Here is a 23217-nt window from a genome sequence, read left to right on the forward strand (position 1 = left end):
TACTATTGAGGATTTTATTACGAAAGCTTACACAAAAGTAGTTTAAGAAAAAAGCCCACTCTCCGATACAAGAGAATGGGCTTACAGAATAAAAATTAATTTTTGATTAGTGGTAATTATTGGCTATTTAATATAGTCAAATAATGACATTCCTTGCACCTTAGCAAAAACTTGTTGTGCTATTTGCAAAGAGTTTTGTTTGGTCGTCAGATCGGTAATACCTTTCACCATATCCATATCTTGTAAGTTAGATAACCTCTGCTTTAAAGCAATACTAAAAGAATCCCCCGCTGTTCTTTGTGCATCTATACGGTTTTGACGTCCACCAATTTCCGCCAATGCTCGTGACATCTTTTTAATACCTGCGTCTAAATCTGTCGCAATACTAGCAGCAGGAGCTTGTCCACTATCCAAAGTATCTTTTAATTTAACAAGGAGGTTTAACATATTAGGGTCAACACCTGGTGGAAATGTTGTCTGTACACTTCCAGAAGGGAGATCGAAAATAGTGCCGTTATCGGTAATACGTACACGACTATAGTCACCCTTGTCATTCGCATTTAATTTATTATCTGAATCAAAGCTAATCTGCAAAAAACGTGAGCCATAATTTGCTTGAGGGTCTTGAGAAGCGCCCGCAGTCGCACTACCAATGTAGCCATAGTACTTATTGCCGTTTGCTGTGGCAGGGTTGTTATCCGCCACAAAAGCTGCTGGTTTATCGACACTATTCCCGGCAAACATCAACTCTCCTTGAGAGTTCTTAGAGTTCAACAAGCTTTTCATTTGATCAACAAGCTGACCAATTTCTTTGGAGGTCGCTTGTCTATCGCTTGGTGAATAGGTGCCGTTCCCCATTTGAATCGTAAGCTCACGCGCTCTTTGCATTACATTAACGACAGAATTCAATTGTGTTTCTTCCACCGCTAACTGCGAAGACGCAAATTGCCCATTTTTCTTGTATTGATCCAAGTTGCTAATCGTTTTGTTCAATAAATTGATTTGCGTAGTAACCGTCGGATCATCACTCGGCTTATTAACCCTTTTACCGGATGCAATCTTATCTTGTAAATCCAACACTGCATTTTGGTTATTTTGAATAGCTGAATAACTTTGCATATAAAACTGTGTTGTTGAAACCCGCATAACTTTCCCCTTTACCTATCGAATTGCGCCGATTAAGGTGTCAAACATCGTTTTTGACGCTTGGATAATTTGTGCTGAGGCTTGATAAGCCTGCTGGAATTTCACCAAATTAGAGGCTTCTTCATCCAAATTTACGCCAGATAAGCTTTCACGTCGATCCGAGATTTGTTTTAACACATTAGTTTGTGCTATAGATTGCGACTGTGATGCCTGAACATAGTTACCTATATGGGTTGCCATTAAAGAATAACCTCCCAAAATAGTTTGATCAGCTTTTCCATTAGCATCATTTAAAAGCAGTTTCTTATCTGATAAGTTCGCCAAATTGGCAATATTGGTATTGTCACCAATTGCAGCTGCTGCTGGTACTTCATCACCAAGGTTACCATCGTTATTGGTATCTATTGGGCTTTGTCCTCTAGTGGCTAACTTATTTGTATCATTAATCACTGTTTGAAAATTATCAACGATTGCTTGTTGCGGCTGAACCAAAAAAGAATCGCCCGTTTGCACGGTTCCAGCACCGACAGCACTAAAGTCAAAATTCAACCCATCAACTTCTCCAGAACCTCCTGAAGGAACAGTACCTAAAACTGTTGAAGGGTTTGCACGATCATAAACATCAAAATTACCACCCGAGTTAACTTTAATGACATATTCTCTTGCTTTTAAATCACCGATTGATTGATTCGCTTTATTTAAAATCGCTTCTTTGTCAGCCATTGTTGAGGGCTGCGTTGCAGGAGTATAAGGTGGTGAACCATTGTAACCAGTCATGGTTGCTATATTAGGTGAAAAAGAGACCTTAATATTTGTTCCATCTTCAGCACCTGGAATGCTTGCATTCTTTGAGCTCGCATCAGCTGTCGTTGACATAGGTTGGAAAATGTTTCCACCCGCATCACCGTTATTATCATAACCTTGATAATGTTGCCAGTTAACGCCTGCGACCAAACCATTAAGCGTCAACCCTAATTCACTAGTGGTTTTATCAAGCATATTTTTACGGAAATTAAGCACAGCACCTAACTGGCCTTGCTGAATTTGGTCAGAAATCATGGTCTTCTGACCACTAATATCCATATACACTTCTGTACGATTTTCATCGGTAAACTCGGATTTATCAGCTTTCAAATGATTCACCGTGTTACTCGACACTAAAGGGTATTTTCCATTACCTGTGTAAACAACCATCTCGCCGTCTGACTGCTTAAATGTTTTTATATCCATATACTTACTCAACTCCATGATAGCTTGATCACGTTGGTCTAGTAAGTCATTTGGCATCTGACCACCACTATTCGTAGCAATTGAAACTTGGTGATTGATTTGATAAATAGAGTCAAGCTGAGTATTGATCTTCTCTGTCAAACTGGTAATTTGATCATTAGCCTGATTTTTTGTGTCTGTCAATACAGTCGATAAATTACCCGCCATTGTTTGCAAATTGTCTGCCTGGTTAATAACTTCCTGACGACTACTGGCACTTGTCGGGTTATTTGCAAGATCCTGAAAAGAGTTCAACATATTTTGTAAGAAAGTTTGCACACCACCATCATTACTCGCCACAACACCTTCTACCTGCTGAGCAAGAGAAAGTTGCTCATCATAACGAGACTTCATGCTATTAGTGTTTACTAACTGATTTTGAATATAACTGGCATAAATACGTTGAACAGATTGAACGGTTGAACCTCCACCAGTGTACCCTGCCGAAACCATGCCCGCTGAATTACTGACAATATCAGCTCTCTGACGGTTGTATCCATCTGTTGATACGTTGGCAACGTTGTTACTGGTAACTTCAATCGCTCTTTGAAACGCACTTGTCGCACTTGAACCGATACTAAGTAAATCCGCCATGATCTATTTCCTTTCTGGTCTTAATCAGCACTAACGTTATTTTTATTGCCTGGTCTTAATGCCAGATTATTAGCTGTCGTCATTGTTTTGACAGCTTGGCCATCATTATTCCCTTGAACTCTAGAGGAAGCTTCTTGATGAAAATTCGCCTTAAGATTCGTTGGATGTAATGAAGGATTCTTAGGTGTTAGTTGCTTTACTATCATATCGGCCAATCCAAGGCTTCCTTTAGAAGAAAGATCCTGAGCCAACTGCTGGTTATACCAATCTTTATAAAAATCCATTTGCTTACCATCAAGCCAGCCATTATCAAACTTAACTTTATTAGCTTCTTTCAATATTTGCGATAAAAACAGCGCTTCAAATTGCTGTGCAACAGGCTTTAGTGCCGCTTGCTGGTTTGTCTTCGCTTCTTGTTTCAGTTCATTCAAGTTATTTGGACTCGAATAAATCTGCTGATAAGCTTTCAAATCTGTAGAAGGTGCAATTAAATCTGACATACTGCTTTCCTCACAATTCTGGTAAATTAAATGACCATCAAGTCAGCTTGTAATGCACCGGCTTGCTTCAAAGCTTCTAAAATCGCTATAAGATCACCTGGTGCTGCGCCTACTTTATTCACCGCTTGAACAATATCATCCAACGTAACGCCTTTTGGAAACTTCATCATTTGATTTGTTCCCAAGTTTTGAATACTTAATTGTGATGACGGTGTCACTTGTGTTGTACCGCCAGCAAGGGCATTCGGTTGAGAAACTTTCGGCGCTTCAGATACTTTAACCACCAAGTTACCGTGTGTGACTGCTGCTGCAGAAACTTTAACATCAGCACCAATCACCACTGTTCCTGTACGCGAATTAATAATGACACGAGCAGCTTCAACACCTGGTTTGACTTGAATATTCTCAATCATTGATAAAAATGCAACGCGTTGATTAGGCATTCTTGGCGCCATCACCTCAACAGAGTCACCATCTACCGCTGAAGCCGTACCTGGCCCCAACTTACTATTGATTGCATTGACCAGATTAGTCGCCGTTGTGAAATCAGAGTTTTTAAGATTCAATGTAATGGTATTGCCTAAGTCAAAACCGGTATTTACTGTCTTCTCAACCATCGCACCGTTTGGAATACGCCCAACACTTGGAATATTAATGGTAATTTTTGAACCGTCTGCACCAGTAGCATTTAAACCGCCAACAACCAAACTACCTTGTGCCAAGGCATAAACATTACCATCCACCCCTTTTAATGGCGTTAATAGAAGTGTTCCACCGCGAAGACTTTTAGCATTCCCCAAAGAAGAAACAGTCACATCTATTTTTTGGCCCGATTTAGAAAAGGCTGGTAAATCTGCATGTACCGCAACGGCTGCAATATTTTTTGAGTTGGTTTTTGTACCCGAAGGTAAGTTAATACCAAATTTATTCAACATACTCATCAAGCTTTGATCTGCATAGGCAGTCTTATCACCTGTGCCATCTAAACCGACAACCAAGCCATAACCTATCAACTGGTTACTTCGCACACCAGCGATATTTGCCAAATCTTTGACTCGAGCTGCTTGTGCAAAGCTACTCCAAATCATTAAAGCCGTCATAATAATGGCTATTTTTCTGGTTAACATGGTCTAACTCCTGTTTTTCAAGGTTATATTCTTATATATAGAAGTTACAAAGCATCAGATATGCCACAACACCATTTTTTTGCGAAAAAAATTAAAGATATGTAATTAATTGCCGATAAAGATATGTTTTTATTTTTTGAGAATAAAAAAATGGGGCGCAAAACGCCCCCAAAGACCAGAAAAAAACCGGTAGAAATTCTAGAGACCTATGTCTAGGCCATGAAAATATTTTTTAAAAATCTGTCAGGCTGGGGTTACCCCCAACTAGACAGTGAGACACTAACTAATTTAAAAGAATAAAATAATTGTTTCAGATTAAAGTGGCCAATATTTATGCAACCACTGTGTCACCGCACTTGGTTTAGTCATATCACCGGCTATTCCCGTATCTTTATAAATCAAACGCACATCAGCGACTTTAGTTGAATCAATGGTGTTATCAGGTCGAATATCTTGAGGGCGAATAATCCCTGCAAAACGAATCACTTCTTCACCATCGTGAATGGTTAACCATTTTTCACCACGAATGACCAAGTTACCATTTGGAATGACCTCTACAACCGTTACCGCAATCGCCCCCGTTAAACTGGAGTTTTGCTTAACATCAGATTTACCGTTAAATGAGCCATCCGAACCATAACCAATACCGACACCACTGCCGCCGCCCAATCCAGGAGGAGAGACTTTACTACCAAAAATAGTAGCACTACTTCCTGCTGTTGCTGAGCCGTTTAAGCCAAAATTTTGTTTATTGGTTTTGTTGTATTTAGCTTCATCTTTTTTCTTGGCATCAAACTTTTCGTCCAACTGAATAGTAATAATATCTCCGACTTTATGTGCTCGAGAATCGTCAAACAGAGACATGCTATCCCCAGTTTGATAAAGTGAACCATTTGTCGGGATATTTTTAGTCGGAATATTCGTTGGAAAATTAGGTTCATAACTGAACTTATCCATACGCTCTGGCGTAGCAGAACAGCCAGTCAAAACAGCTGGAACAACAGCCGCTGCAACAGCTAATTTTGCTAAGCTTTTTAAATTTATTTTTATTTTGTATGTTTTTCTGGTCATATTCATACCCTCCTTTTTAGGAGATGAATTTTTTATTTAAACTTAAACATTATTATTCAGGTACTTCATCATGCCGTCAGCCGCGCTCACAACCTTAGAGTTCATCTCATAAGTACGTTGTGCTTCGATCATACTAACCAGCTGTTCAACCGTATTAACGTTTGACGCTTCTAAAGAACCTTGCAAAATACTTCCCGCTTCATCGGTTTCTGGGTTTTTATCTTGTGGCGTACCACTGGCAAGCGTCTCTTTATAGAAGTTTTGTCCTACAGATTCCAAACCGGCAGGGTTAATAAAAGTAGACAACTCAAGCTGTCCTAAAACCGTAGGTGCAATATTCCCAGGCTGTTTCCCTGATACTTGCCCATCACTAGAAATGGTCACCTCTGTGACGTTTTGAGGAATATTAATATTTGGGTCAATCAAATAACCTGACGATGTCACCAAGTCACCATTTTGGTTAACTTGCAAAGAACCATCTCGCGTATAAAGCACGTTACCGTTTTGATCTAACGCTCTCAAAAAACCTTTACCTTGAATCATGACATCCAATTGGTTATTGGTAATCATGGCGTTACCTTGGGTAAAAATCTTTTGAACGCCTATGGCCTTTGTTCCTGTACCTAACTGCAACCCAGATGGAAGCGTATTTTCTTCGTTCTGAGTGGCTTGCGCACCTGGTTGACGAACATTTTGATACATCAAATCTTCAAATTCAGCACGCCCAGATTTAAATCCATAAGTATTAGCATTGGCAATATTGTTAGAAATAGCAGCTAACCGGAATGATTGGCCTTCTAACCCTGTTTTGGCTACGTAAAGTGCTCTTTCCATTGTTTTCTCCTATTTCTAGTTCAAGCTCAACAAGCTATCAGATTTTTGAGCGTGTGCTTTTGAGGTGCTCATCATTTTGATTTGCATTTCGTATTTTCTAGATAATTCGATCATATTTGTTAGCGCTTCGACCGTATTAACGTTACTAGACTCAAGCGCACCACTAGTCACTTTGATATTTGCTTGATCTAAATTCGCACCCGTATTACGGACATAGCCATCCAAGCCTTTTTGCAAGTTTTTAATGTCCGGTTCCACCAACCTCAATTGGTCTAAAGTGACCATGATGTTAGTTTTTGAATCAGCCGGTAAAAATGAAATCGTACCATCTGAACCTATAGCAACTGACTTGGCCGGTGGAATATTGACAGGTGATCCTCCCTCATTAAGGATAGGATCACCTTTGGTATCAACTAAATCACCTTGAGGCGTAATATGCAGCGAAGCAGAGCGAGTTAACGCTTCGGAACCATCAGGAGCTCGAACAGCAAAAAAACCATTCTCTTTTGTCACTACATCAAGATCACGACCTGTAACCTTAATAGGACCAGGAGTAAAGTCTGTACCTGAACGTTCATCCAGAGCATAAGCTCTTGAATTCCAACCAGGGCCTTCAACATGCATTGCACGAAATTCGTTGAAATCTTGTTTGAACCCATCTGTATTGGCGTTAGCCAGATTGTTTGCGTTGTTGGCTTGTGAAAGAGCTACCTCTTTCGCACCACTCATCGCAATATATAACATACGGTCCATCTGACAGTTCCTTGCATTTCTTATCTAGTCAAAAAAATTAGAACTAAGACCGGATCATTCTGACCTTGGTCTTAGCCTAAAGATGAAACACTTATAAATTGACTCTAACGGTCTCGGTTTCATTTCCTTGTGTGTTAACGTTCTATTGCCAAAAAGCTGACGTCTTCTTTTAACAACTTAGTACTAGCATTCTGTATGCCAACATTAGATAAAAAAACAATTAAAGCTTTTAGAAAACGGCCGATAACTTGTTTAGCGGCAGAAGAAACAAAAAAGCCGGCAATTTTTGCCGGCTTTTTGCAGTCTTAATGTTTAATAAATTATAGTTGAAGGATCTTTTGCATCAAGGTTTGTGATGTAGACAATACTTGAGCACTCGCCTGATAGGTTCTTTGCGTTTGAATCATCTTCACTAGCTCTCCCGCTGTATCCACGTTTGAGTATTCTAGAGAACCGGCATTTACTGTCCCAAAGCCGTTATTGTTTGCAGTTCCCACCTGAACGGTACCTGAACCAAACGACTCCGCATAAGTTTGTCCACCAAGCTTAGTCAATGCATTTTTATCGGTAAAGTTACCCAAAGCAACTTGCGCAACAGGTACTGCTCGCCCGTTTGAGTAGTTGGCTTCGATAACACCATCTAGACCCGTTTTTAGACCAACCAAATCACCGATTTTATAACCGTTTTGCGAAACCCCGCGCAAGTTGTTAGAACCAGAGAATTGTGTCATATCAGTAAAATCAACATTGATGTTTACAGCAGAGCTCGTAGGGTTTCCTAAAGGATCATTAGAACCCGTTAGAGGTGAATCAACTACCCAGTTTAATGATGCACTCTTATTGTTTGCGGTTGGCGTCCAATTTAAAGGTCCATTCGGAGTATTGGTCCCTACTGGAGCGTTCAAATTAGTTGTTGCATTAAGAGGGTTTGGCTGCAATACATTAATCAGATTACCATTTGTGTCAAAACGCAACTCAAAGACTTGCCCGTCCAACAGGTCACTACCACTCGTGTCAGGCACTTGATTACTTACAAGATTCCCTGTCGCAGGGTCAATACCCAATACATTACCAGCGTTGGTCGGATCACCCACATGCCCGCTTGTTATCCAGTTGCCGTTCGCATCTTGGTCTTCCATCGTATATTGTACAATCCAACTGGTATACTTGGTATCACCTGAACCTGTAGCGCCGACGGTGTAAGAACCATCACTATTTTTTGTCATATCAGAGTTTGCCACTGAAACAACATCTCGCTTATAGTAGTTTGCCGTTAAACGGTGCTCTCCACCTAGTGAGTCATAAACACTTTTCGTGGTAGAAAAATCTGGTGATCCGGAATAAGGGTCCTTAGAACCGCCAGCTACATTATTAAAATCAACCAAACGTTCAAGGTTTGTTCTCGGATTATTTGAACCCGTAGGATACCCCGATGTTCCAGTTCCCGTTGCTGTACCTACGCTGCCTCCGTTCTGATCAACACTATTGCTAGTATCACCATTCAGGTTAACGTTATAGGTCATTTGATCGGTAGCTTTTGGCGTTTTATTAAGCTCGTTTAAGTTAATAGAATCCAAAGTTGTTTGAAACACAGGAGTTGTTTCAGTTGAAAGCGTTGTATTTAAAGCATACCCTTGCAACTTATTACCATTTTGATCTGTAATAAAACCATTCTGATCCAATTTAAATGAACCGTTTCGAGTGTAAATATTCGGATATTTACCCGTTTGGTCATCCAAAACAAAGAAGCCTTCACCATCAACAGCCATATCCAAATCTCTACCGGTACTGTTTAAGGTACCCTGTGTAAAGTCTTGTGTGATTTCATTAACACGTGCACCACTACCTGGCGAAGTTTGAGCACCAGTAAATAGATCAGCAAACTCAGCACGAGAGGATTTAAACCCTACGGTTTCGGAGTTTGCCAGGTTGTTAGAAATAACTGACAAGCCAGTTGATGAAGCATTAATTCCACTTAATGCATTTAAATCATAAGATGACATAATCCTACCCTCTCCTATTGACTAATTTCACGCACTGCATCCATAGAGACTTGTTCTCCGGTTGCAAGAGTCAGTTTCATCGTTCCATCATTAGCGATGGCTACGCTATTTACTTTAGTACCTACTACTGTGTTTATCTGCTTAATATCCCCATTAGAATCTGTTCCATAAGCAGTCAATTTATAAGTACCATCACCAAGTGTCGTACCACTATCATCGGTTCCATTCCAATTCAAGGTTTTATCACCAGACAAATCCCCGACTGAAATGTTTTTGACAACACCACCATCATTAGAAATAACGACTTTTACATCTGTTAAATTTTGGCCTGCTTGTGGTGACAACCGGAACTGAGAATCCTGTCCCTGAGTAAAGGTCACATCTTGACCATTCGCTTGAACAGACTTACCAATAATTCCCGCAGCTTGTAATGTTTGCAACCCTTGAAAGCCCGTCACCATTGATTGCATTGACGTATTCAGGTTATTGGTTGATTGCAATTGACTCATCTGAGTCAAATTAGTGACAAAATCTTTTGGATCAACCGGCTTATTCGGATCTTGATTCTGTAACTGCGTTGTTAGCAAACGCAAAAAATCTGCCTGCCCCATTTGCTTATTAGGCGCCGATGCAGACGGGTTAGATGCTTGCTGTAGCGCCTTAACATAGTCATTTGAAGTCGATGCTGAAACAGTCATAGCCTACTCCTTATTTACCCAGTTGAATCGTTTTAAGCAACAATTGCTTAGACGTGTTCATGACTTGGATATTAGTTTCATAAGAACGAGAGGCATCCAACATGTTAGCCATCTCTTCCACCGGATTGACATTAGGACGGAAAATATATCCGTCTTTATTAGCCATCGGGTTATTTGGTGCATATTCCATTTTCAAAGGAGCTTTACTCTCGACTATCTTGTCGATCTTAACGCCGCCTTCCGGTAACCCTGTTTGATTATCCATAATCGTTTTAAAAACAGGCTGTTTAGAACGATAAGTTTCAGCTGCATTTGAGCTAATACTGTCGACGTTTGCCATGTTAGACGCAATCGTATTTAAACGAATTGTCTGAGCACTCATCCCTGTTGCGGAAATATCTAAAGTCGGAAACATTGACATCTCTTATCCCCTTAGTTACCTGTTAAAGCGGCACGAATGCCGGAAATTCTGCCATTAATAAACTCAAGTGAAGCTTGGTACTGAATTGCATTCTCCATGAACTTCGCCTTCTCAACATGAGCCTCTACCGTATTACCATCCAGAGACGGCTGAGAGGGAACGCGATACTTCAAATAATCATCCGTAGATAAATCAGCAAAAGCTTCGATATGACGACTATTTGTCATTTCCAAATCAGGTTTAAATTTTTTGGCATCCATCTGATCTTGAGCATGTTTAATTTCTTTTCGCCAATCCAAATCTCTAGCTTTAAAATTCGGCGTGTCCGCATTAGCAAGGTTATTTGCCAAAACACTTTCACGTTCTTTGCGAATCAACAAAGCCTGTTCATGTATTCCAAAAATAGAGTCCATAGCCTTATTCCTTAATTTATCTGGTCTTGACGATTTGATCTAAGTGTCAATTTTTTATATATATTTTTTCGTCACTAGGCATTTAGCAACTAAGATGCCAAAATTTACAAAAAACGCTAAAGTTGTCGAAAAGCGGACGTATATCGGCAGATAAAAGAAAAGCTTTAATCAAAAAACAATAAAAAATTGTAAAAAATTGTAAAAAAAATCAAACTTCGGCAAATTTTGCCTATGTTAAAAACGAGAGAGAAAAGAAATTAAAATCTACCAGGTTGGGTAGTCAGTAAAAGAAGATTAAAAGCCGTTTGAATCCAACGGCTTTTTAAGAGTTACCAAGAGCGGACTTCATCCCCAACTTGAATCAAGTCTTTTTTAGCAGAAACTTTCGCTACTGCAAATTTGGATTGGATTCGCTCTATTTTCAAGAAACCGGCCGGTACCGAATCAAACCCTAGATTCCGACCTTGATATTGCACGCTGCTGCCAAACTGGTGATAAACGGCAAGTTCATCTCCGACTTTCGCTCCTGACTCTTCAGACAAGTACAAAATATATTCACCATTACGAATATCAATAATGCGTGTTTTCAAAGGTTGGCAGTGCAAATATTGGTAGGCATCACGCGTTTGTTGTTGCAACATCGCATGAAATGCCATTCCTGTATTGGTTGCAAAGAAAGCATTCGTTCCAAAAGGACGATCACGACCAACTGTCACATCCCCCTTAATGTCAAAACCATAACGCTTTTGAAAAACAATTTGAAAAGTCGTTAAATCAATTACATAAGAATCCGCTTCGATATAACGTGCGTTAGGCTTCACTTCGTTATTATAAAAACGTTTGATTTTATTCCAAGCACTTGGATCCGTGTTATGACGAGACAATGAACGCAACACCGTCATTAACATATATTGGGCACCCGTTGTTTCTCGTATAGGAGCTAATACCTCTCTTGACATATTCGGTGCAACTGTACTGGCCGATTGAGTCAATTGACTACCTGTTTCCAGCATCTTCTCATTTAAATATCCCAAATTACGCAATCGTCGATTTAACTCCAACTGATAACCGGATAATAAATTAGAAATATCGGATGCGCCATAACTGTCTGTTGTCACCACTTGAGCTATGGCCAACTTAGGTTGATATTGATTACCTGGATAAGTAGTACAAGCCAAAGGATCTTCTGTTAAACAGACTTTTAATTTTACTTGATAGGTTTTGGACTTAGCGTCCTTTAGAGGTTTACCTTTTTTATCAAACTGGTCATCAAAAGGTAGTTCTTTATACCCCTCCGTCAAAACCTTGAAACCAGAAACTCTGGAGTGTGTCGTAAAACGGGTAACATCGTTTGAAAGCGTGTAATCTTTAACTTCTTGAGCACTCGAAACCTGAAGATTACTTTGCATACTTGCCAGCTTTAAGGCATCTCTAATCGCCATTTTTCGGGCATAAGCTTCGGTAACACCTTCTGTAGAAGCCGAACCAGTAACAGTCACGCACTTAGAAGGGTAAGAATTAGATGCTGAGGTTTGAGGAGCCTGCTGCGATAAACTACGCTGCTGAAATGCTGGGTCTGCAAAAGTTTGAAGCGATACAATCAAACCTAACCCTAATAACAAATACTTCACTACAGAAGCAAACGCTGTATTCTGCAAAATAAACCCGCCTTTACCTACAACAATAATTAAGCTGAAATATATACTGCTTTTTCTTAAGCAGACTTTTCAATCTCATTTTTCACTTCATCGATTCGATCAATAATCGCTTGCGCCAACTCTTCAGGGTGCCATTTCGACATAAACTTATTCGCGCCAACTTTTTCAGTCAACGACGCATTAAAGCCACCACTCAATGATGAGCTCAAGACAACATAAAGATCACTCATTCTAGGGTCTTTACGAATGTTAGTCGTCAAGGTATAACCATCCATCTCTGGCATTTCAATATCAGAAATAACCATCAAAACACGTTGTCCTACAGGAGAAGAAATACCCTTATCTGCATCATCAGCCCACTTTTTCAAGAAATCCAGCGCAATACGGCCATTCGTAACAATTTTATTCGCGATGCCCAACTTATCCAGCGTCACTTTCAGCTGATTACGCGCTACAGTCGAATCATCAGCACCCAATACAAAGAAATCATGCCCTTCAGTTTTACCCTGATTGGCTTGCAAGAATTCATCAGACATTTCTTCTTGACGCCCAGACACTTCGGCTAGCACTTTTTCGACATCGACAATTTCAACGATTCGATCTTGAGCACGAGTAATCCCTGTCAGATAATTGACGTTCTGTAATGAATCCGGCGGCGGCAGAATATCTTCCCATCGCAAATGCACAATACGATCAACATCTTCAACTAAAAACCCTTGAACAGAACTGTTAAATTCCGTCACGATGGTTAAGCTATCGCTATATTTATCAGCAGGAATAGAAGGAAGATCCAATGCTTTTGCCAAATCAATCATCGGCATGGTTTGCCCACGAATATCTGCGACCCCTACCACTCGAGGATCAGATTTTGGAACAGGGGAAACAAAAGGTGTTCGAATCACCTCGCGAACTTTAAATACGTTTATTCCAAATAACTGTTCACCCTGAATTTTAAACAACAGCAACTCCATGCGGTTCATTCCCGCTAGAGATGTTCTTTGGTCAACCCCTTTTAGAAAACTAGACATTTAAAGCCACCTTTTTTCATCTGCTAAAATACAATTCTCTTAACATTAACACGCCGTTTCTTGCGCAAGAACGAAAAGCGAGAAAATTGATTTCAATTCAGTTAATATAACTGAAAAATTCAGTGCAATCAAAGCAAAACCCAAGACCAACTCAGAGCCTATTTTGATAACACGAAAAATCCTTTCTTATCCATTCCAGTTTTTTAACTTAATTCCTGCTTTTTGCCGTTTACTGCAAGTACCGCTATTTTCATTAATACTTGCTACAACCCTTCCTGTTAACGCTTTTGCGTCTGAAGAAGTTCCTCACTATCAATCGTCAGAAAGTCTGGAAAAACTGGTACACGACTTCGTAAAGCAAAAAGTTGACCAACATTTAAAGAACCCGCAAATAGCGATTAACCCCATTAGTAATAGATTACAGCTGGGAAAATGCCTAACACCTATTGATCTAGAAGATAAAACGCCTGACAAATTTGCAGGCAGAATGAGTTTTAAACTCAGCTGTAGCAATCCTGAGTGGAAACTCTACGTAACGGCAAATATTGATGGCGAGGTGCCGGTTATTATTGCCGTTCGAGGCATCATCAGAGGAGCAACAATCAAATCCTCGGAAGTACAACTTACTTACGTTCCTTTCAAACAAGCTAGACGGGGTTCAATGAAACACCTTAAAGGCGTTATTGGCATGCGATCAAAAAGAGGAATTGCACCAAACTCCATTATTACTGTAAAAATGTTACAACCGCCCTATTTAGTTTTTAAAAATCAGCCGATAAAGATTGTAACCTATGCTGGCACTGTTAAAGTTGAAACAGAAGGCGTTGCACTCGAAAGCGGAACGAATCAACAACAAATTCCCGTTCGCAACACATCTTCTAAAAAAATCATAAAAGGCATAGTTATTGCTCCCAACACAGTTTGGGTGCCATAAAGCTTAAAAAAACAATGTTTTTACTAAAGTTATTCTAAGTCTGCCGATAAAAAGACTAGAAAACTAAATATGTCTCATTTAAAATGGATTCAACTCGGTAGGGAAAAAGCTATGGATATTAAAAGATTAGCAGCCGGTGGACTAAGCGGTCGTTTGACTGAAACTTCATCTGGTAATGCAGACAAAACAGCTACAAACAATGCGAAATCGGCACCCAAATCTGCTGATACAGTTACTTTATCGACTTTAAAAGATATTAAAGCGCTTGAACAGCAAGCGAAATCATCTTCTGTTGACAATAGTGCACGAATTGCTGAGCTTAAACAAAAAATTAAAGACGGTACTTTTCGTGTCAACCCAGATCAAGTTGCAGCCAAGTTGATTGAAACAGAAGTATTGCTAGGAAATAGTAATAAAGCCTAAACATGACAGGTAAATTTAAATGACATTTAAGACAGTTGATTTAGAAGTCCTTTCCCTACAACTAAATCATCTGTCTAAGTCATTGACTGACTTTGAATCTGTTCTAGACCAAGAAACTGAAACCCTTAAATCTACCGACATTTCCCCCCTTACCGACATTGTTAAGCAAAAACATAAACTATCCGAGCTCGTTTCTGAACAATTCAACACTTTAACTTCATTACTTTCTGATGACCACATGTCTATTAAAGAACTTATGATGTTGGATAGCTTCAGCACCCTACCAAAAGCTTTGCAAGAACAATTTGAAACTCTAGATCAACAAATAATTACCTGCAATGATAAAAATACAGTCAATGGCTTAAGTGTCCAGGCGCTAAATTCACTCAATGAAACACTTATACAAATTTTTAAAGGTCAGGATTTAGAAAATAAAACCTATAATGCCTCAGGAAATGCCTCAACCCCGCCGACACCAACCAAACCTATTGGCAAAGCATAAGCTCCCATCACTTTTAAAACGTCTATAAAAAAACCTTTTGGCGTAATTAATGCTTTCATTTAAGTAATTAATTTGTAAACTTATTACAACCATTTGAATAGAGATTGAATTATGAGTTCTCAAAACAACCGTTCCTTTTTTAGAATTGATGTCATGCTACCTTGTAGCTATCACATCATTTCTGAAGAAGAGAGTATCGAAAGTCCACTTCCTATATCTCCGGATGCGACTTATATTGAAAAATATTTCATGCAAGATCTGCAAGGATTGGACGAACAAATTGCGGAAATTATTGAGCAAATCAACCAAAAGAGTAATTTGCTGGCTAAAGCATTAACTGCAATGAACAGTAAAATTAACTTCGTTTTACAAACCATAGACCAGAAACAACTTACTCGAACCATTCCTCATCGAATGGTCAATATTAGTGCTGGTGGATTGGCTTTTAAAGTAGAAGGACCAGTGAGCGAAACAGATAAAGTTGACGTGCTAATCCAACCTCTACCAGAAGAACCGCCTGTCTTAGCAAGATGTAACATTGTAAAAGTCATTCCTGAATCAGATGGGACTTTTACTGTTGCTTTAGAATACCAAGGGCTGAATGAAGACGATCGACGTAAACTGGTCTACTTCATCCAAACCAAGGAAATAGAGGCTGCCAATCAGCAACGCGGTACTGCTAAAACCAAGAATGCATAACCACTATAACCATCTCTCTATCAAAGCAGAGAGATGGTTGAGGTCACTACCCCCCAAATCACCACATCAGACTCTTCACGAATTAATATCGGTGGATAATGATCATTTTCTGGCACTAACCAAGTACCCGTAGACTTAATTGAAAGACGTTTAACCGTCAACTCTCCATCCACGGCAGCAATAACGATTTTACCGTCTGTTGGCGTCAAACTCTTATCTACGACTAAAATATCACCATCTTTGATGCCGATTTTTTTCATAGACTCGCCCTGAACGGTTAATAAAAAAGTGGCTGCCTTGTTTCGCACCAATTTCTCATTAAGATCCAGTACCATTTCAACATAGTCGTCAGCTGGGCTAGGAAAGCCTGCAACAACTTTATGGCTATACAAAGGTAAAGGCACCGGTTCGCTTGCTGAAGGAATCTGAACACTCGCTGTACCTTTTGCTGCATCTTGGAACGCTGAAAGCACTTCCATCTGCTGCTCGCTATCCGTCAAACCTTCCAGCCAGTCTTTAATCAAACTGACTTTAGACTCCGGCACCCGCATCACCTTGGTGGCTTCACCATAAACGCCACTACCCTTTTTACGCCCTGCACCTTCTCTAGCTCCGCCATGCGTATTTTTAGAAGAATCACTTGTGGTCGCTTTTTGGTTTTTTGTAGATTTAGGAGTACGTGTTGCCATATCTAGTCCTTTGATGAGACCAATTATTATTATTTTTTTAAATTATTTGCGCTTAAACAACTTCAATTTTTTAAAATAGTGTAACATCTTTCAAGTTACTCTTTTTTAAATTTTTATGAAACCCTACTTAGTTGTTAATCCTTATGTCGATGTTTGCACTAATTGATGGCAATAATTTTTATGCGTCTTGTGAAATGGCGTTTAATCCGTCTTTATGGAAGCGTCCCGTCGTCGTACTATCTAACAACGACGGTTGTATCGTGTCGGCCAATGCACAAGCAAAGCAAATTGATTTTTCCACTTACGCTCATCACCAAGGTCTAGGTGTTCATGGCTTTCGAGCTGCTAAGCCTAATAGCATGATGTTCCAACCTTACTTTAAAGTAAAAGACCTATTAGAAAAATATCATACTGCGGTTTTTAGCTCAAATTATGAACTTTATGCGGATATGTCAAACCGCATGCATGCGGTCACTGCACAATTCGCACCTCAACAAGAAATATACTCCATCGACGAGAGTTTCTTAAATCTCTCAGGCATGGATTCCTCCCATCTCACTGAACTGGCGCACGACATTAAACACACCGTCTTTCAATGGTTACATCTCCCCGTTGCCGTCGGTATAGCACCAACAAAAACACTCGCCAAACTAACAAATCACTGGGCTAAACAATATACCTATTATCGAGGCGTATTAAACCTGTCTGACCTATCTGAAAGCACACAACGCCATCTATGCCAAAAAACCGATATTGGCAAAGTATGGGGTATTGGTAGTCGACTAACAAGCCAGCTAAAAAACAAAGGATTTCATACCGTCGAAGATTTAAGAAACATGCCATTACACCATGCTAGAAAAGCCTTTTCCATCACATTAGAACGTACCATCAGAGAGCTCAATGGTGAGTCATGCTTAAAAACCCGCGAAACAGACAGTAAAAAACAGATTATTTCTTCTCGTTCTTTCGGGCAACTGGTCACTAACCGAAAAGACATGGAGCAAGCATTGATTTCTCATGTTGCCATCGCATCACGTAAGCTACGCAAGCAACAGTCTGCCAGCCAACTTCTAACCATTTATTTTAAGACCAGCCCCTTTAATAAACAGGCACAATCTTATTGTCCATCCATCACCCTACCTCTTGACTACCCAACCAACAATACCATTTTGCTGGCAAAAGCAGCAAAAGCAGGGTTACAAAAAATATGGCGCCCCGGATATGCTTACCATAAAGCAGGAACCATCCTCTCGGAAATCACAAACAACCTTTCTTATCAGGCTGATTTATTCTTGCCTCAGATCGACACAGAATACCGACAAAAAATCACCAAAATGGTCACGCTCTCGGATGAACTCAATCAAAAATTAGGCAAAACAAGCCTCTATCTACTCTCCGAAGGCATTAAAAACAAAACCACTTGGCAAATGAAGCGTCAACAGATGTCTTCGCGCTATACTACCCATTGGAATGAGCTTTTAACCCTATATGTCTAATGTTTTGCCCATGGTTGTGACAAATTAAAGATAATGAACTTTAAAGTCTTGATTTTTCGCCACCGGTTGTTTAATTTAAAGGTGAATATGTTTATTAGCTAGCTTATTCGGCACAATAACATTGTGATGACAACAAGATTTCACAAAGTTCAGCGCTATCCCATGATCATACCAACGAAGATGGTTAAATTAATATGAAAGTAGAACCTCCCGCTCGCCAAACTTATATCGAAAACCTTTGTTTCATTCAGCCTTTATCACCTTTACGCAGCACACCAAACGTCCAGTTCTTTAGCATCGACAATATATTAGATGGCTTATCGGGTATAGACCTTGTGGTACATGGCCCAAATGGTCGAAGCCCACTCATTGATGGCGATGATACCTGGTATTGGTACATGCACACCGACCAAGAGGATAAACTGGTCGTCCACAATGGCAGGCGCCTTGTTGAGCTCTACTCACTCAAACACGGCCAAGTTGAAAAGTTTGAAGTCACAGCAAACGCCATTTACCACGATGGACAGAAAATATACGATGGTGCCGCCATTCTTGGCTGGGATCCATACGTTTTTCACCGTGTTCACTCACCGGAAGGCAGTGTTTCAACCAACTATGCCAGCCGCACGAAAGACTTTGATTTAGATACCAACTTCAATATCTATCAATTAGATACGGAAACAGGTAGTTATGAAGTTGCTCGTATAGGCGCACTTGATCAGCCGCAGACATCATAATCCTCCTCGCTAGACTAGACGCGACATTCTAGTTGCACTAAACTGGCGACTTCTTTTCTCCCAGAAAGCTTGCTGGGCTGCCTGCCCATAACTCAGGAACATTAACTTAGGAAACGCTGAATGTCGCATCTGACCGCAAAATACTTGGCACCACGTTTAGGTGCTTTGGTCGCATTAACCCCCTTCTCGGTCGACACCTACTTACCCGCTATGCCCGCTATCGCTAGCCAAATGACAGCAACATTGAATGAAGTCAGCATAACCGTTCCATTGTTCTTGATCGGCTTTGCACTTGGGCAACTTATCGGCGGCCCTTTATCTGATCGATTTGGCAGAAAACCAATTGCCGTGATTGGTCTAAGCGTGTTTTTTATCGCCTCACTCTTAATGACTTTTGCCAATCATATAGACCAACTCTATTGGATTCGCGCCATGCAAGCCCTTGGTGGAGGTTTCGCCACCGTAGTCGCCTCCGCCATGGTTCGAGACTTGTTCTCAGGAAAAGACAGCGCACGAGTATTTTCAATGATTGCGCTCGTGATGCTCATCGCTCCTTTGATAGCCCCCGGCATAGGTTCTCTTATTCTGCATTTTAGCCAGTGGCACAGCATATTCTTATTCTTGGCGTTTTATGCCGCCCTACTATTTTTTCTAGTGAAAATTACATTACCCGAAACCGTTAGCAACGAGCGCAAACAAGCCAATAAACAACAACCTTGGAACACCCTGCTAAGCAACTATAAAATCGTGCTCACCCATAAACGCGGTATCGGTTTTTTGCTAGCGCAAGGCTTCGCGAGCAGCATACTCTTCATCTATATTTCCGAGTCCCCATTCATCTATATGGAATTGTTCGACGTACGCCCTGAAGCTTTTCCGTTCTATTTCGGCTTGGTCGTTTTAGGGGTTATCTTCTTCAACCGAGTGAATATCGGCCTACTCAAACGCTATGAACCCAGACAAATCGTTTTAGGCGTTATCATTGCCCAATCAATTTTTTCATTGATCTTAATTGGTTATGAATCAGTGTTCACGCCGAATGTTTTTGTCGTTCTACTGTTAATGTTTTTCGTTATTGGTTTGCTGGGCGCCATCACGCCGAATATTCTGGCAAGCTACATGGACTTCTTTCCTCATGTATCCGGCACGGCAAATGGATTGATCAGCTCCAGCATCTTTGGATTCGGCGGCATTATGGGTGTGGTCATGAGTGAATTGCATAACGGCACCTTACAAAGAATCTCAAGCTTTACGCTGTTGATGAGCTTAATCAGCTTATTCAGCCTATTGTTGCTGGCAAAAGTTCGGGAACCGATAAAGATTCCAGACTAAGCCAAGTCCGATGGACTATTTAGATTCAAAAAACTGGAGGTTTGATCGTCACTCAACCCAGACAGTGACGAAACAAAATCTGTTTGTTGTGAGCGTGGTGTTAACCAACCCTTAATAGAACGATTACCAAAATTCAAATATTGCGTTATTTCCGGCAATACGCCAGATGGCAATGATAGGTTAACAAAGTGTGACCGACTGCCTGCTCGCCAAACACCGAACCTATCACTTTTGACCAATGCCATTCTCTCAAGGTAGTCTTGCGGAACGATTGGTGAGTCAACCGGGTAAGTTATCCAACGATCAATCTTTAGTGCTCGAACCTGCCCTGCATTGAAAACAGACTCTATGCCGGACAAAGGGCCACAAAACCCTGGTCGTTTGTCGGAAATCACAGGGTAGTCCAACGCCTGATAATCCGACAGATTTCGATTAGCACTAATAAAAAATGGGCGGCTAGCATCTTCGCCATACAAGGATTGATATTGCGTTTCCAAAGCGCCCAACACTTGGACAATCATCGGTGTTTCTTGATATAAGCACCAGCCCTTATCAACACCGCCCATACGCTTACCTTCTCCACCCGCAAGAATGATGATACCTATATTGGGTAAACTACTCGGCACAACCGTACCCCCAGTAATCCACCCATACGCCTTCCCGATAATCAATCTCTGGTTGTAATCGCACAAACCCAGTTGCACCGGATAAAACGGCTAACTGACTCGCAGAGACATTAGGGATTGGCACAACGCCATCTGGGGTTTTAACAACCTGAATCCACCTAACTCTATCTTTATCCGAAAACAAGGGGGACAACAACCTAACCTTTGACGGACTGTGCGCCCAACTCGCTTGCCCTGAATGCTTTTTGATGACACCCAAAACAAATAGATGAAAACTCATAAACGCGGCCAGCGGATTTCCTGGCAATGCCAATACCCAAGCCGAATTTGAACTTTTACGAGCCATGGCAAATGGCTTTGCCGGTTTCATCGCCAGTTTCCAAAACCAAGATTCATCATAAGATGACAACACCGTTTTAATAAAATCCTTCTGCCCAGCGGATGCACCGCCTAACGTTAAGACAATATCCACTTGCTCAGACCAATGCGACAAGGCCTGGGCAACCGTTTCAATATCGTCGGATACCCTGTCACAAGCAACCACCTCAACGGGCAGAGTCGAACACAGAGCCGAAATTTGATCACTATTGGCATCGTAGGTTTTGCCCAAACTATATGGCTGGCCTGGTAGCAGCAATTCATCACCCGATGTCAGTATCGCGACTTTGAGCTTACGCACCACCTTCGCCTCGGTAAGACCGATCGAAGCCATCAAACCTATATCTCTCGCGGTGATTCTATGCCCTTTTTTCAGTAAAGCCTGGCCGAACTGAACATCCGAACCAACTGGCTTGACGTGTCGTCCTACCTTCAAATGCTCGGGTCTTAAAAGCTGATCCATTCCCTTATCGGTTTGGAGCATCGCTTCTTCAAAGGGAATGACCGTATCCAAGCCTTCGGGTAGTAATGCACCCGTCATAATTCTTACTGCGTTATTGGGAGAAACCATCTTAGGTTCTTGGCCGGCATAGAGGCAATCCACTACTGGCAACAAACAGCTATCAGCAAGGCTTGAGAAAGCATATCCATCCATTGCGCTTTGCGGCCAGCTAGGCAAGTTAAGCGGTGAAACCAATTCTTCAGCCAACACCCTGCCTACCAAAGCATGTAATGGCACTGCCTCACTTTGTTGAAGCGGTAAAATTTTGGAAAGCACCAATGTTTTCACCTCATCATAGGCACTCAAGCTATTCGGGTTTTTCTGCAACATAACGCCACCTCACTTTCTTCCACCCCGCCAAAAATCTGCCAGGCTGGGGTATTTATCTTGTTAATTCTGTCGGTTAAGCCAAAACACACGGGCTTGTGCAACCGCATCTTCAATCGGTAAATCCTTCATCAACATCAATGCCGATGCCGTCGTGGCAATCACCGCGCCTTCGCCATAAATATCCTTGCCTTCACCACGCCATAGACGCATCACATCGCTCGGTTCCCAGCTTTTCGGTCTGGTTTGACGTTCGATAATGCCTTTGAAGGCAATAGATTCAGGCGCTTCAGTAGGTTGAGCATCTCGCGAAACAAACAAATTCGTCAAGGCATCCGGGCGGATTTCCGCTTCACCCCCTTCCCCCTTAAACACAAGGTTCTTCGGTGTTCCCAGTGCCAGCGCTGCCGAATGATGAAGGTTCTCAACGCCCTTGTGAAAAATACCTTGTATCGCACAAGGCGCGTTCAACGGATTCAACAGTTTCACTGCTGTGTTAAATACGGTACGTACCCCCAACTCCGACTTTAAATGAAGAATATCCCGCAACTGAGGGGCATAGGCCGTCAACGGCAAGTACACCATCTCGCCATTAGCAAGATGTTGTTTGGCGGCATGAAGTGTCTTGGCTTCATAAGCCCCGAGATCCTCCAAAAAGGATTGCGCATAATGGCGATTATTAAACTGTCCATCATCACCATGTAAACAGATACGGAAGCCGTTCTGCACCAACAGTTTGACGCTCAATAGATAATAAGGTGGATAACGCCATTTGCCCGCATAGGAGGACCAGTCGAGATCGACGCTCATGTCCTCCGTAGATTCCAACCCCAAGGTTTTACGTAGACCTTTAACAAAACCAATCAACTCCGACGGGGTTTCACCATTGGCTCGCATCAGCAAAAGAAACGCGCCCAATTGTTTATCCGTCACATCTCCAGCCAAAATCATCGACAACGCATCCGAAGCTTCTTCCTCGGTCAAAGGACGACGGCTTTTCGGTCCCTTGCCCAAAATACGCAGATAGTGGCTGAATGGATGATCTGAAACGCTCATG

General features: G+C 41.2%; 24 protein-coding genes. 7 read left to right on the top strand and 17 right to left on the bottom strand.

From position 1 onward, the window contains the following. Positions 1-123: 123 nt before the first annotated feature. The 13 genes from flgL to N745_RS0106930 form a co-directional block, all read right to left on the bottom strand. A complete protein-coding gene (flgL, locus tag N745_RS0106865) occupies positions 124-1146 on the bottom strand; it encodes a flagellar hook-associated protein FlgL (RefSeq protein ID WP_024851387.1) in 1023 nt (340 codons plus the stop codon). 15 nt (positions 1147-1161) lie between these two features. Then, positions 1162-3009: a flagellar hook-associated protein FlgK gene (flgK, locus tag N745_RS0106870; protein WP_024851388.1), complete on the bottom strand. Its 1848-nt coding sequence runs from the start codon at positions 3007-3009 to the stop codon at positions 1162-1164. 20 nt (positions 3010-3029) lie between these two features. Then, positions 3030-3509: a rod-binding protein gene (locus N745_RS11820; protein WP_024851389.1), complete on the bottom strand. Its 480-nt coding sequence runs from the start codon at positions 3507-3509 to the stop codon at positions 3030-3032. A 26-nt stretch (positions 3510-3535) separates the two neighbouring features. After that, on the bottom strand, positions 3536-4636 hold the full coding sequence (locus N745_RS0106880) for a flagellar basal body P-ring protein FlgI (RefSeq protein WP_024851390.1): 1101 nt from the start codon (positions 4634-4636) through the stop codon (positions 3536-3538). Between the two features lie 315 nt (positions 4637-4951). Then, positions 4952-5707, bottom strand: coding sequence for a flagellar basal body L-ring protein FlgH (locus tag N745_RS0106885; protein WP_051453385.1), 756 nt, complete (start codon positions 5705-5707; stop codon positions 4952-4954). A gap of 42 nt (positions 5708-5749) precedes the next feature. Next, a complete protein-coding gene (gene flgG, locus N745_RS0106890; RefSeq protein WP_024851392.1) occupies positions 5750-6541 on the bottom strand; it encodes a flagellar basal-body rod protein FlgG in 792 nt (263 codons plus the stop codon). A gap of 15 nt (positions 6542-6556) precedes the next feature. Then, a complete protein-coding gene (locus N745_RS0106895; RefSeq protein WP_024851393.1) occupies positions 6557-7294 on the bottom strand; it encodes a flagellar basal body rod protein FlgF in 738 nt (245 codons plus the stop codon). 320 nt (positions 7295-7614) lie between these two features. Then, positions 7615-9297, bottom strand: coding sequence for a flagellar hook protein FlgE (locus N745_RS0106905; protein ID WP_038070670.1), 1683 nt, complete (start codon positions 9295-9297; stop codon positions 7615-7617). A 14-nt stretch (positions 9298-9311) separates the two neighbouring features. Then, positions 9312-9995, bottom strand: a complete 684-nt coding sequence (locus N745_RS0106910; RefSeq protein ID WP_024851395.1) for a flagellar hook assembly protein FlgD — start codon at positions 9993-9995, stop codon at positions 9312-9314. A gap of 10 nt (positions 9996-10005) precedes the next feature. Continuing rightward, the gene (gene flgC, locus N745_RS0106915) at positions 10006-10416 is read right to left on the bottom strand and encodes a flagellar basal body rod protein FlgC (protein ID WP_024851396.1); all 411 of its coding nucleotides are present in this window, start codon (positions 10414-10416) and stop codon (positions 10006-10008) included. 11 nt (positions 10417-10427) lie between these two features. Then, positions 10428-10829 carry a flagellar basal body rod protein FlgB gene (flgB, locus tag N745_RS0106920; protein ID WP_024851397.1) on the bottom strand — a complete coding sequence of 134 codons (402 nt, stop codon included), beginning with the start codon at positions 10827-10829 and terminating at the stop codon, positions 10428-10430. Positions 10830-11158: 329 nt separating this feature from the next. Further along, positions 11159-12487, bottom strand: coding sequence for a hypothetical protein (locus tag N745_RS0106925; protein ID WP_024851398.1), 1329 nt, complete (start codon positions 12485-12487; stop codon positions 11159-11161). A 56-nt stretch (positions 12488-12543) separates the two neighbouring features. Then, positions 12544-13515, bottom strand: a complete 972-nt coding sequence (locus tag N745_RS0106930; protein ID WP_024851399.1) for a chemotaxis protein — start codon at positions 13513-13515, stop codon at positions 12544-12546. A 163-nt stretch (positions 13516-13678) separates the two neighbouring features. Here N745_RS0106930 and flgA point away from each other — a divergent pair, with 163 nt between their 5' ends. From flgA to N745_RS0106950, 4 genes are all read left to right on the top strand, one after another. Then, positions 13679-14449 (top strand): flagellar basal body P-ring formation chaperone FlgA, encoded by a 771-nt coding sequence (gene flgA / locus N745_RS0106935; protein ID WP_024851400.1) that lies wholly within the window; start codon positions 13679-13681, stop codon positions 14447-14449. Positions 14450-14560: 111 nt separating this feature from the next. Next, positions 14561-14872, top strand: coding sequence for a flagellar biosynthesis anti-sigma factor FlgM (flgM, locus tag N745_RS0106940; RefSeq protein WP_038071171.1), 312 nt, complete (start codon positions 14561-14563; stop codon positions 14870-14872). 19 nt (positions 14873-14891) lie between these two features. Beyond that, the gene (locus N745_RS0106945) at positions 14892-15374 is read left to right on the top strand and encodes a flagella synthesis protein FlgN (RefSeq protein ID WP_024851402.1); all 483 of its coding nucleotides are present in this window, start codon (positions 14892-14894) and stop codon (positions 15372-15374) included. Between the two features lie 111 nt (positions 15375-15485). Then, complete coding sequence (locus N745_RS0106950; protein ID WP_024851403.1) at positions 15486-16073, top strand: PilZ domain-containing protein; 588 nt, start codon at positions 15486-15488, stop codon at positions 16071-16073. A 20-nt stretch (positions 16074-16093) separates the two neighbouring features. Here the strand turns inward: N745_RS0106950 and N745_RS0106955 are convergent, their stop codons facing one another. Continuing rightward, positions 16094-16762 (bottom strand): LexA family protein, encoded by a 669-nt coding sequence (locus N745_RS0106955; protein WP_024851404.1) that lies wholly within the window; start codon positions 16760-16762, stop codon positions 16094-16096. 143 nt (positions 16763-16905) lie between these two features. Here N745_RS0106955 and N745_RS0106960 point away from each other — a divergent pair, with 143 nt between their 5' ends. From N745_RS0106960 to N745_RS0106970, 3 genes are all read left to right on the top strand, one after another. Beyond that, on the top strand, positions 16906-18258 hold the full coding sequence (locus N745_RS0106960) for a Y-family DNA polymerase (protein ID WP_024851405.1): 1353 nt from the start codon (positions 16906-16908) through the stop codon (positions 18256-18258). Positions 18259-18452: 194 nt separating this feature from the next. After that, positions 18453-18995 carry a hypothetical protein gene (locus N745_RS0106965; RefSeq protein WP_024851406.1) on the top strand — a complete coding sequence of 181 codons (543 nt, stop codon included), beginning with the start codon at positions 18453-18455 and terminating at the stop codon, positions 18993-18995. Positions 18996-19115: 120 nt separating this feature from the next. Further along, positions 19116-20327 carry a multidrug effflux MFS transporter gene (locus N745_RS0106970; RefSeq protein WP_024851407.1) on the top strand — a complete coding sequence of 404 codons (1212 nt, stop codon included), beginning with the start codon at positions 19116-19118 and terminating at the stop codon, positions 20325-20327. Here the strand turns inward: N745_RS0106970 and N745_RS12280 are convergent. From N745_RS12280 to N745_RS0106985, 3 genes are read right to left on the bottom strand one after another with little or no spacing between them, the layout of a single operon-like run. Next, the gene (locus tag N745_RS12280; RefSeq protein WP_024851408.1) at positions 20324-20953 is read right to left on the bottom strand and encodes an NTP transferase domain-containing protein; all 630 of its coding nucleotides are present in this window, start codon (positions 20951-20953) and stop codon (positions 20324-20326) included. The genes N745_RS0106970 and N745_RS12280 overlap by 4 nt on opposite strands. Next, on the bottom strand, positions 20943-22163 hold the full coding sequence (locus tag N745_RS0106980; protein WP_024851409.1) for a molybdopterin molybdotransferase MoeA: 1221 nt from the start codon (positions 22161-22163) through the stop codon (positions 20943-20945). The genes N745_RS12280 and N745_RS0106980 overlap by 11 nt, the downstream gene beginning before the upstream one ends. Positions 22164-22223: 60 nt before the next feature. Continuing rightward, positions 22224-23216, bottom strand: a complete 993-nt coding sequence (locus tag N745_RS0106985; protein ID WP_024851410.1) for a glycosyl transferase family protein — start codon at positions 23214-23216, stop codon at positions 22224-22226. Position 23217 lies beyond the last annotated feature (1 nt).

It is taken from the genome of Hydrogenovibrio kuenenii DSM 12350, assembly GCF_000526715.1.
GTDB classification, from domain to species: Bacteria; Pseudomonadota; Gammaproteobacteria; order Thiomicrospirales; family Thiomicrospiraceae; genus Hydrogenovibrio; species Hydrogenovibrio kuenenii.

Coding starts and splice junctions, on each gene's coding strand:
- N745_RS0106945 (WP_024851402.1), top strand. CDS start 14,892: ATGACATTTAAGACAGTTGATTTAGAAGTCCTTTCCCTACAACTAAAT.
- flgC (WP_024851396.1), bottom strand. CDS start 10,416: ATGTCAATGTTTCCGACTTTAGATATTTCCGCAACAGGGATGAGTGCT.
- N745_RS0106885 (WP_051453385.1), bottom strand. CDS start 5,707: ATGACCAGAAAAACATACAAAATAAAAATAAATTTAAAAAGCTTAGCA.
- N745_RS0106880 (WP_024851390.1), bottom strand. CDS start 4,636: ATGTTAACCAGAAAAATAGCCATTATTATGACGGCTTTAATGATTTGG.
- flgK (WP_024851388.1), bottom strand. CDS start 3,009: ATGGCGGATTTACTTAGTATCGGTTCAAGTGCGACAAGTGCGTTTCAA.
- N745_RS0106930 (WP_024851399.1), bottom strand. CDS start 13,515: ATGTCTAGTTTTCTAAAAGGGGTTGACCAAAGAACATCTCTAGCGGGA.
- N745_RS0106970 (WP_024851407.1), top strand. CDS start 19,116: ATGTCGCATCTGACCGCAAAATACTTGGCACCACGTTTAGGTGCTTTG.
- flgG (WP_024851392.1), bottom strand. CDS start 6,541: ATGGAAAGAGCACTTTACGTAGCCAAAACAGGGTTAGAAGGCCAATCA.
- N745_RS0106955 (WP_024851404.1), bottom strand. CDS start 16,762: ATGGCAACACGTACTCCTAAATCTACAAAAAACCAAAAAGCGACCACA.
- N745_RS0106910 (WP_024851395.1), bottom strand. CDS start 9,995: ATGACTGTTTCAGCATCGACTTCAAATGACTATGTTAAGGCGCTACAG.
- N745_RS0106980 (WP_024851409.1), bottom strand. CDS start 22,163: ATGTTGCAGAAAAACCCGAATAGCTTGAGTGCCTATGATGAGGTGAAA.
- N745_RS0106895 (WP_024851393.1), bottom strand. CDS start 7,294: ATGGACCGTATGTTATATATTGCGATGAGTGGTGCGAAAGAGGTAGCT.
- N745_RS0106985 (WP_024851410.1), bottom strand. CDS start 23,216: ATGAGCGTTTCAGATCATCCATTCAGCCACTATCTGCGTATTTTGGGC.
- flgL (WP_024851387.1), bottom strand. CDS start 1,146: ATGCGGGTTTCAACAACACAGTTTTATATGCAAAGTTATTCAGCTATT.
- N745_RS0106950 (WP_024851403.1), top strand. CDS start 15,486: ATGAGTTCTCAAAACAACCGTTCCTTTTTTAGAATTGATGTCATGCTA.
- N745_RS11820 (WP_024851389.1), bottom strand. CDS start 3,509: ATGTCAGATTTAATTGCACCTTCTACAGATTTGAAAGCTTATCAGCAG.
- N745_RS0106965 (WP_024851406.1), top strand. CDS start 18,453: ATGAAAGTAGAACCTCCCGCTCGCCAAACTTATATCGAAAACCTTTGT.
- N745_RS0106905 (WP_038070670.1), bottom strand. CDS start 9,297: ATGTCATCTTATGATTTAAATGCATTAAGTGGAATTAATGCTTCATCA.
- flgB (WP_024851397.1), bottom strand. CDS start 10,829: ATGGACTCTATTTTTGGAATACATGAACAGGCTTTGTTGATTCGCAAA.
- N745_RS0106960 (WP_024851405.1), top strand. CDS start 16,906: ATGTCGATGTTTGCACTAATTGATGGCAATAATTTTTATGCGTCTTGT.
- flgM (WP_038071171.1), top strand. CDS start 14,561: ATGGATATTAAAAGATTAGCAGCCGGTGGACTAAGCGGTCGTTTGACT.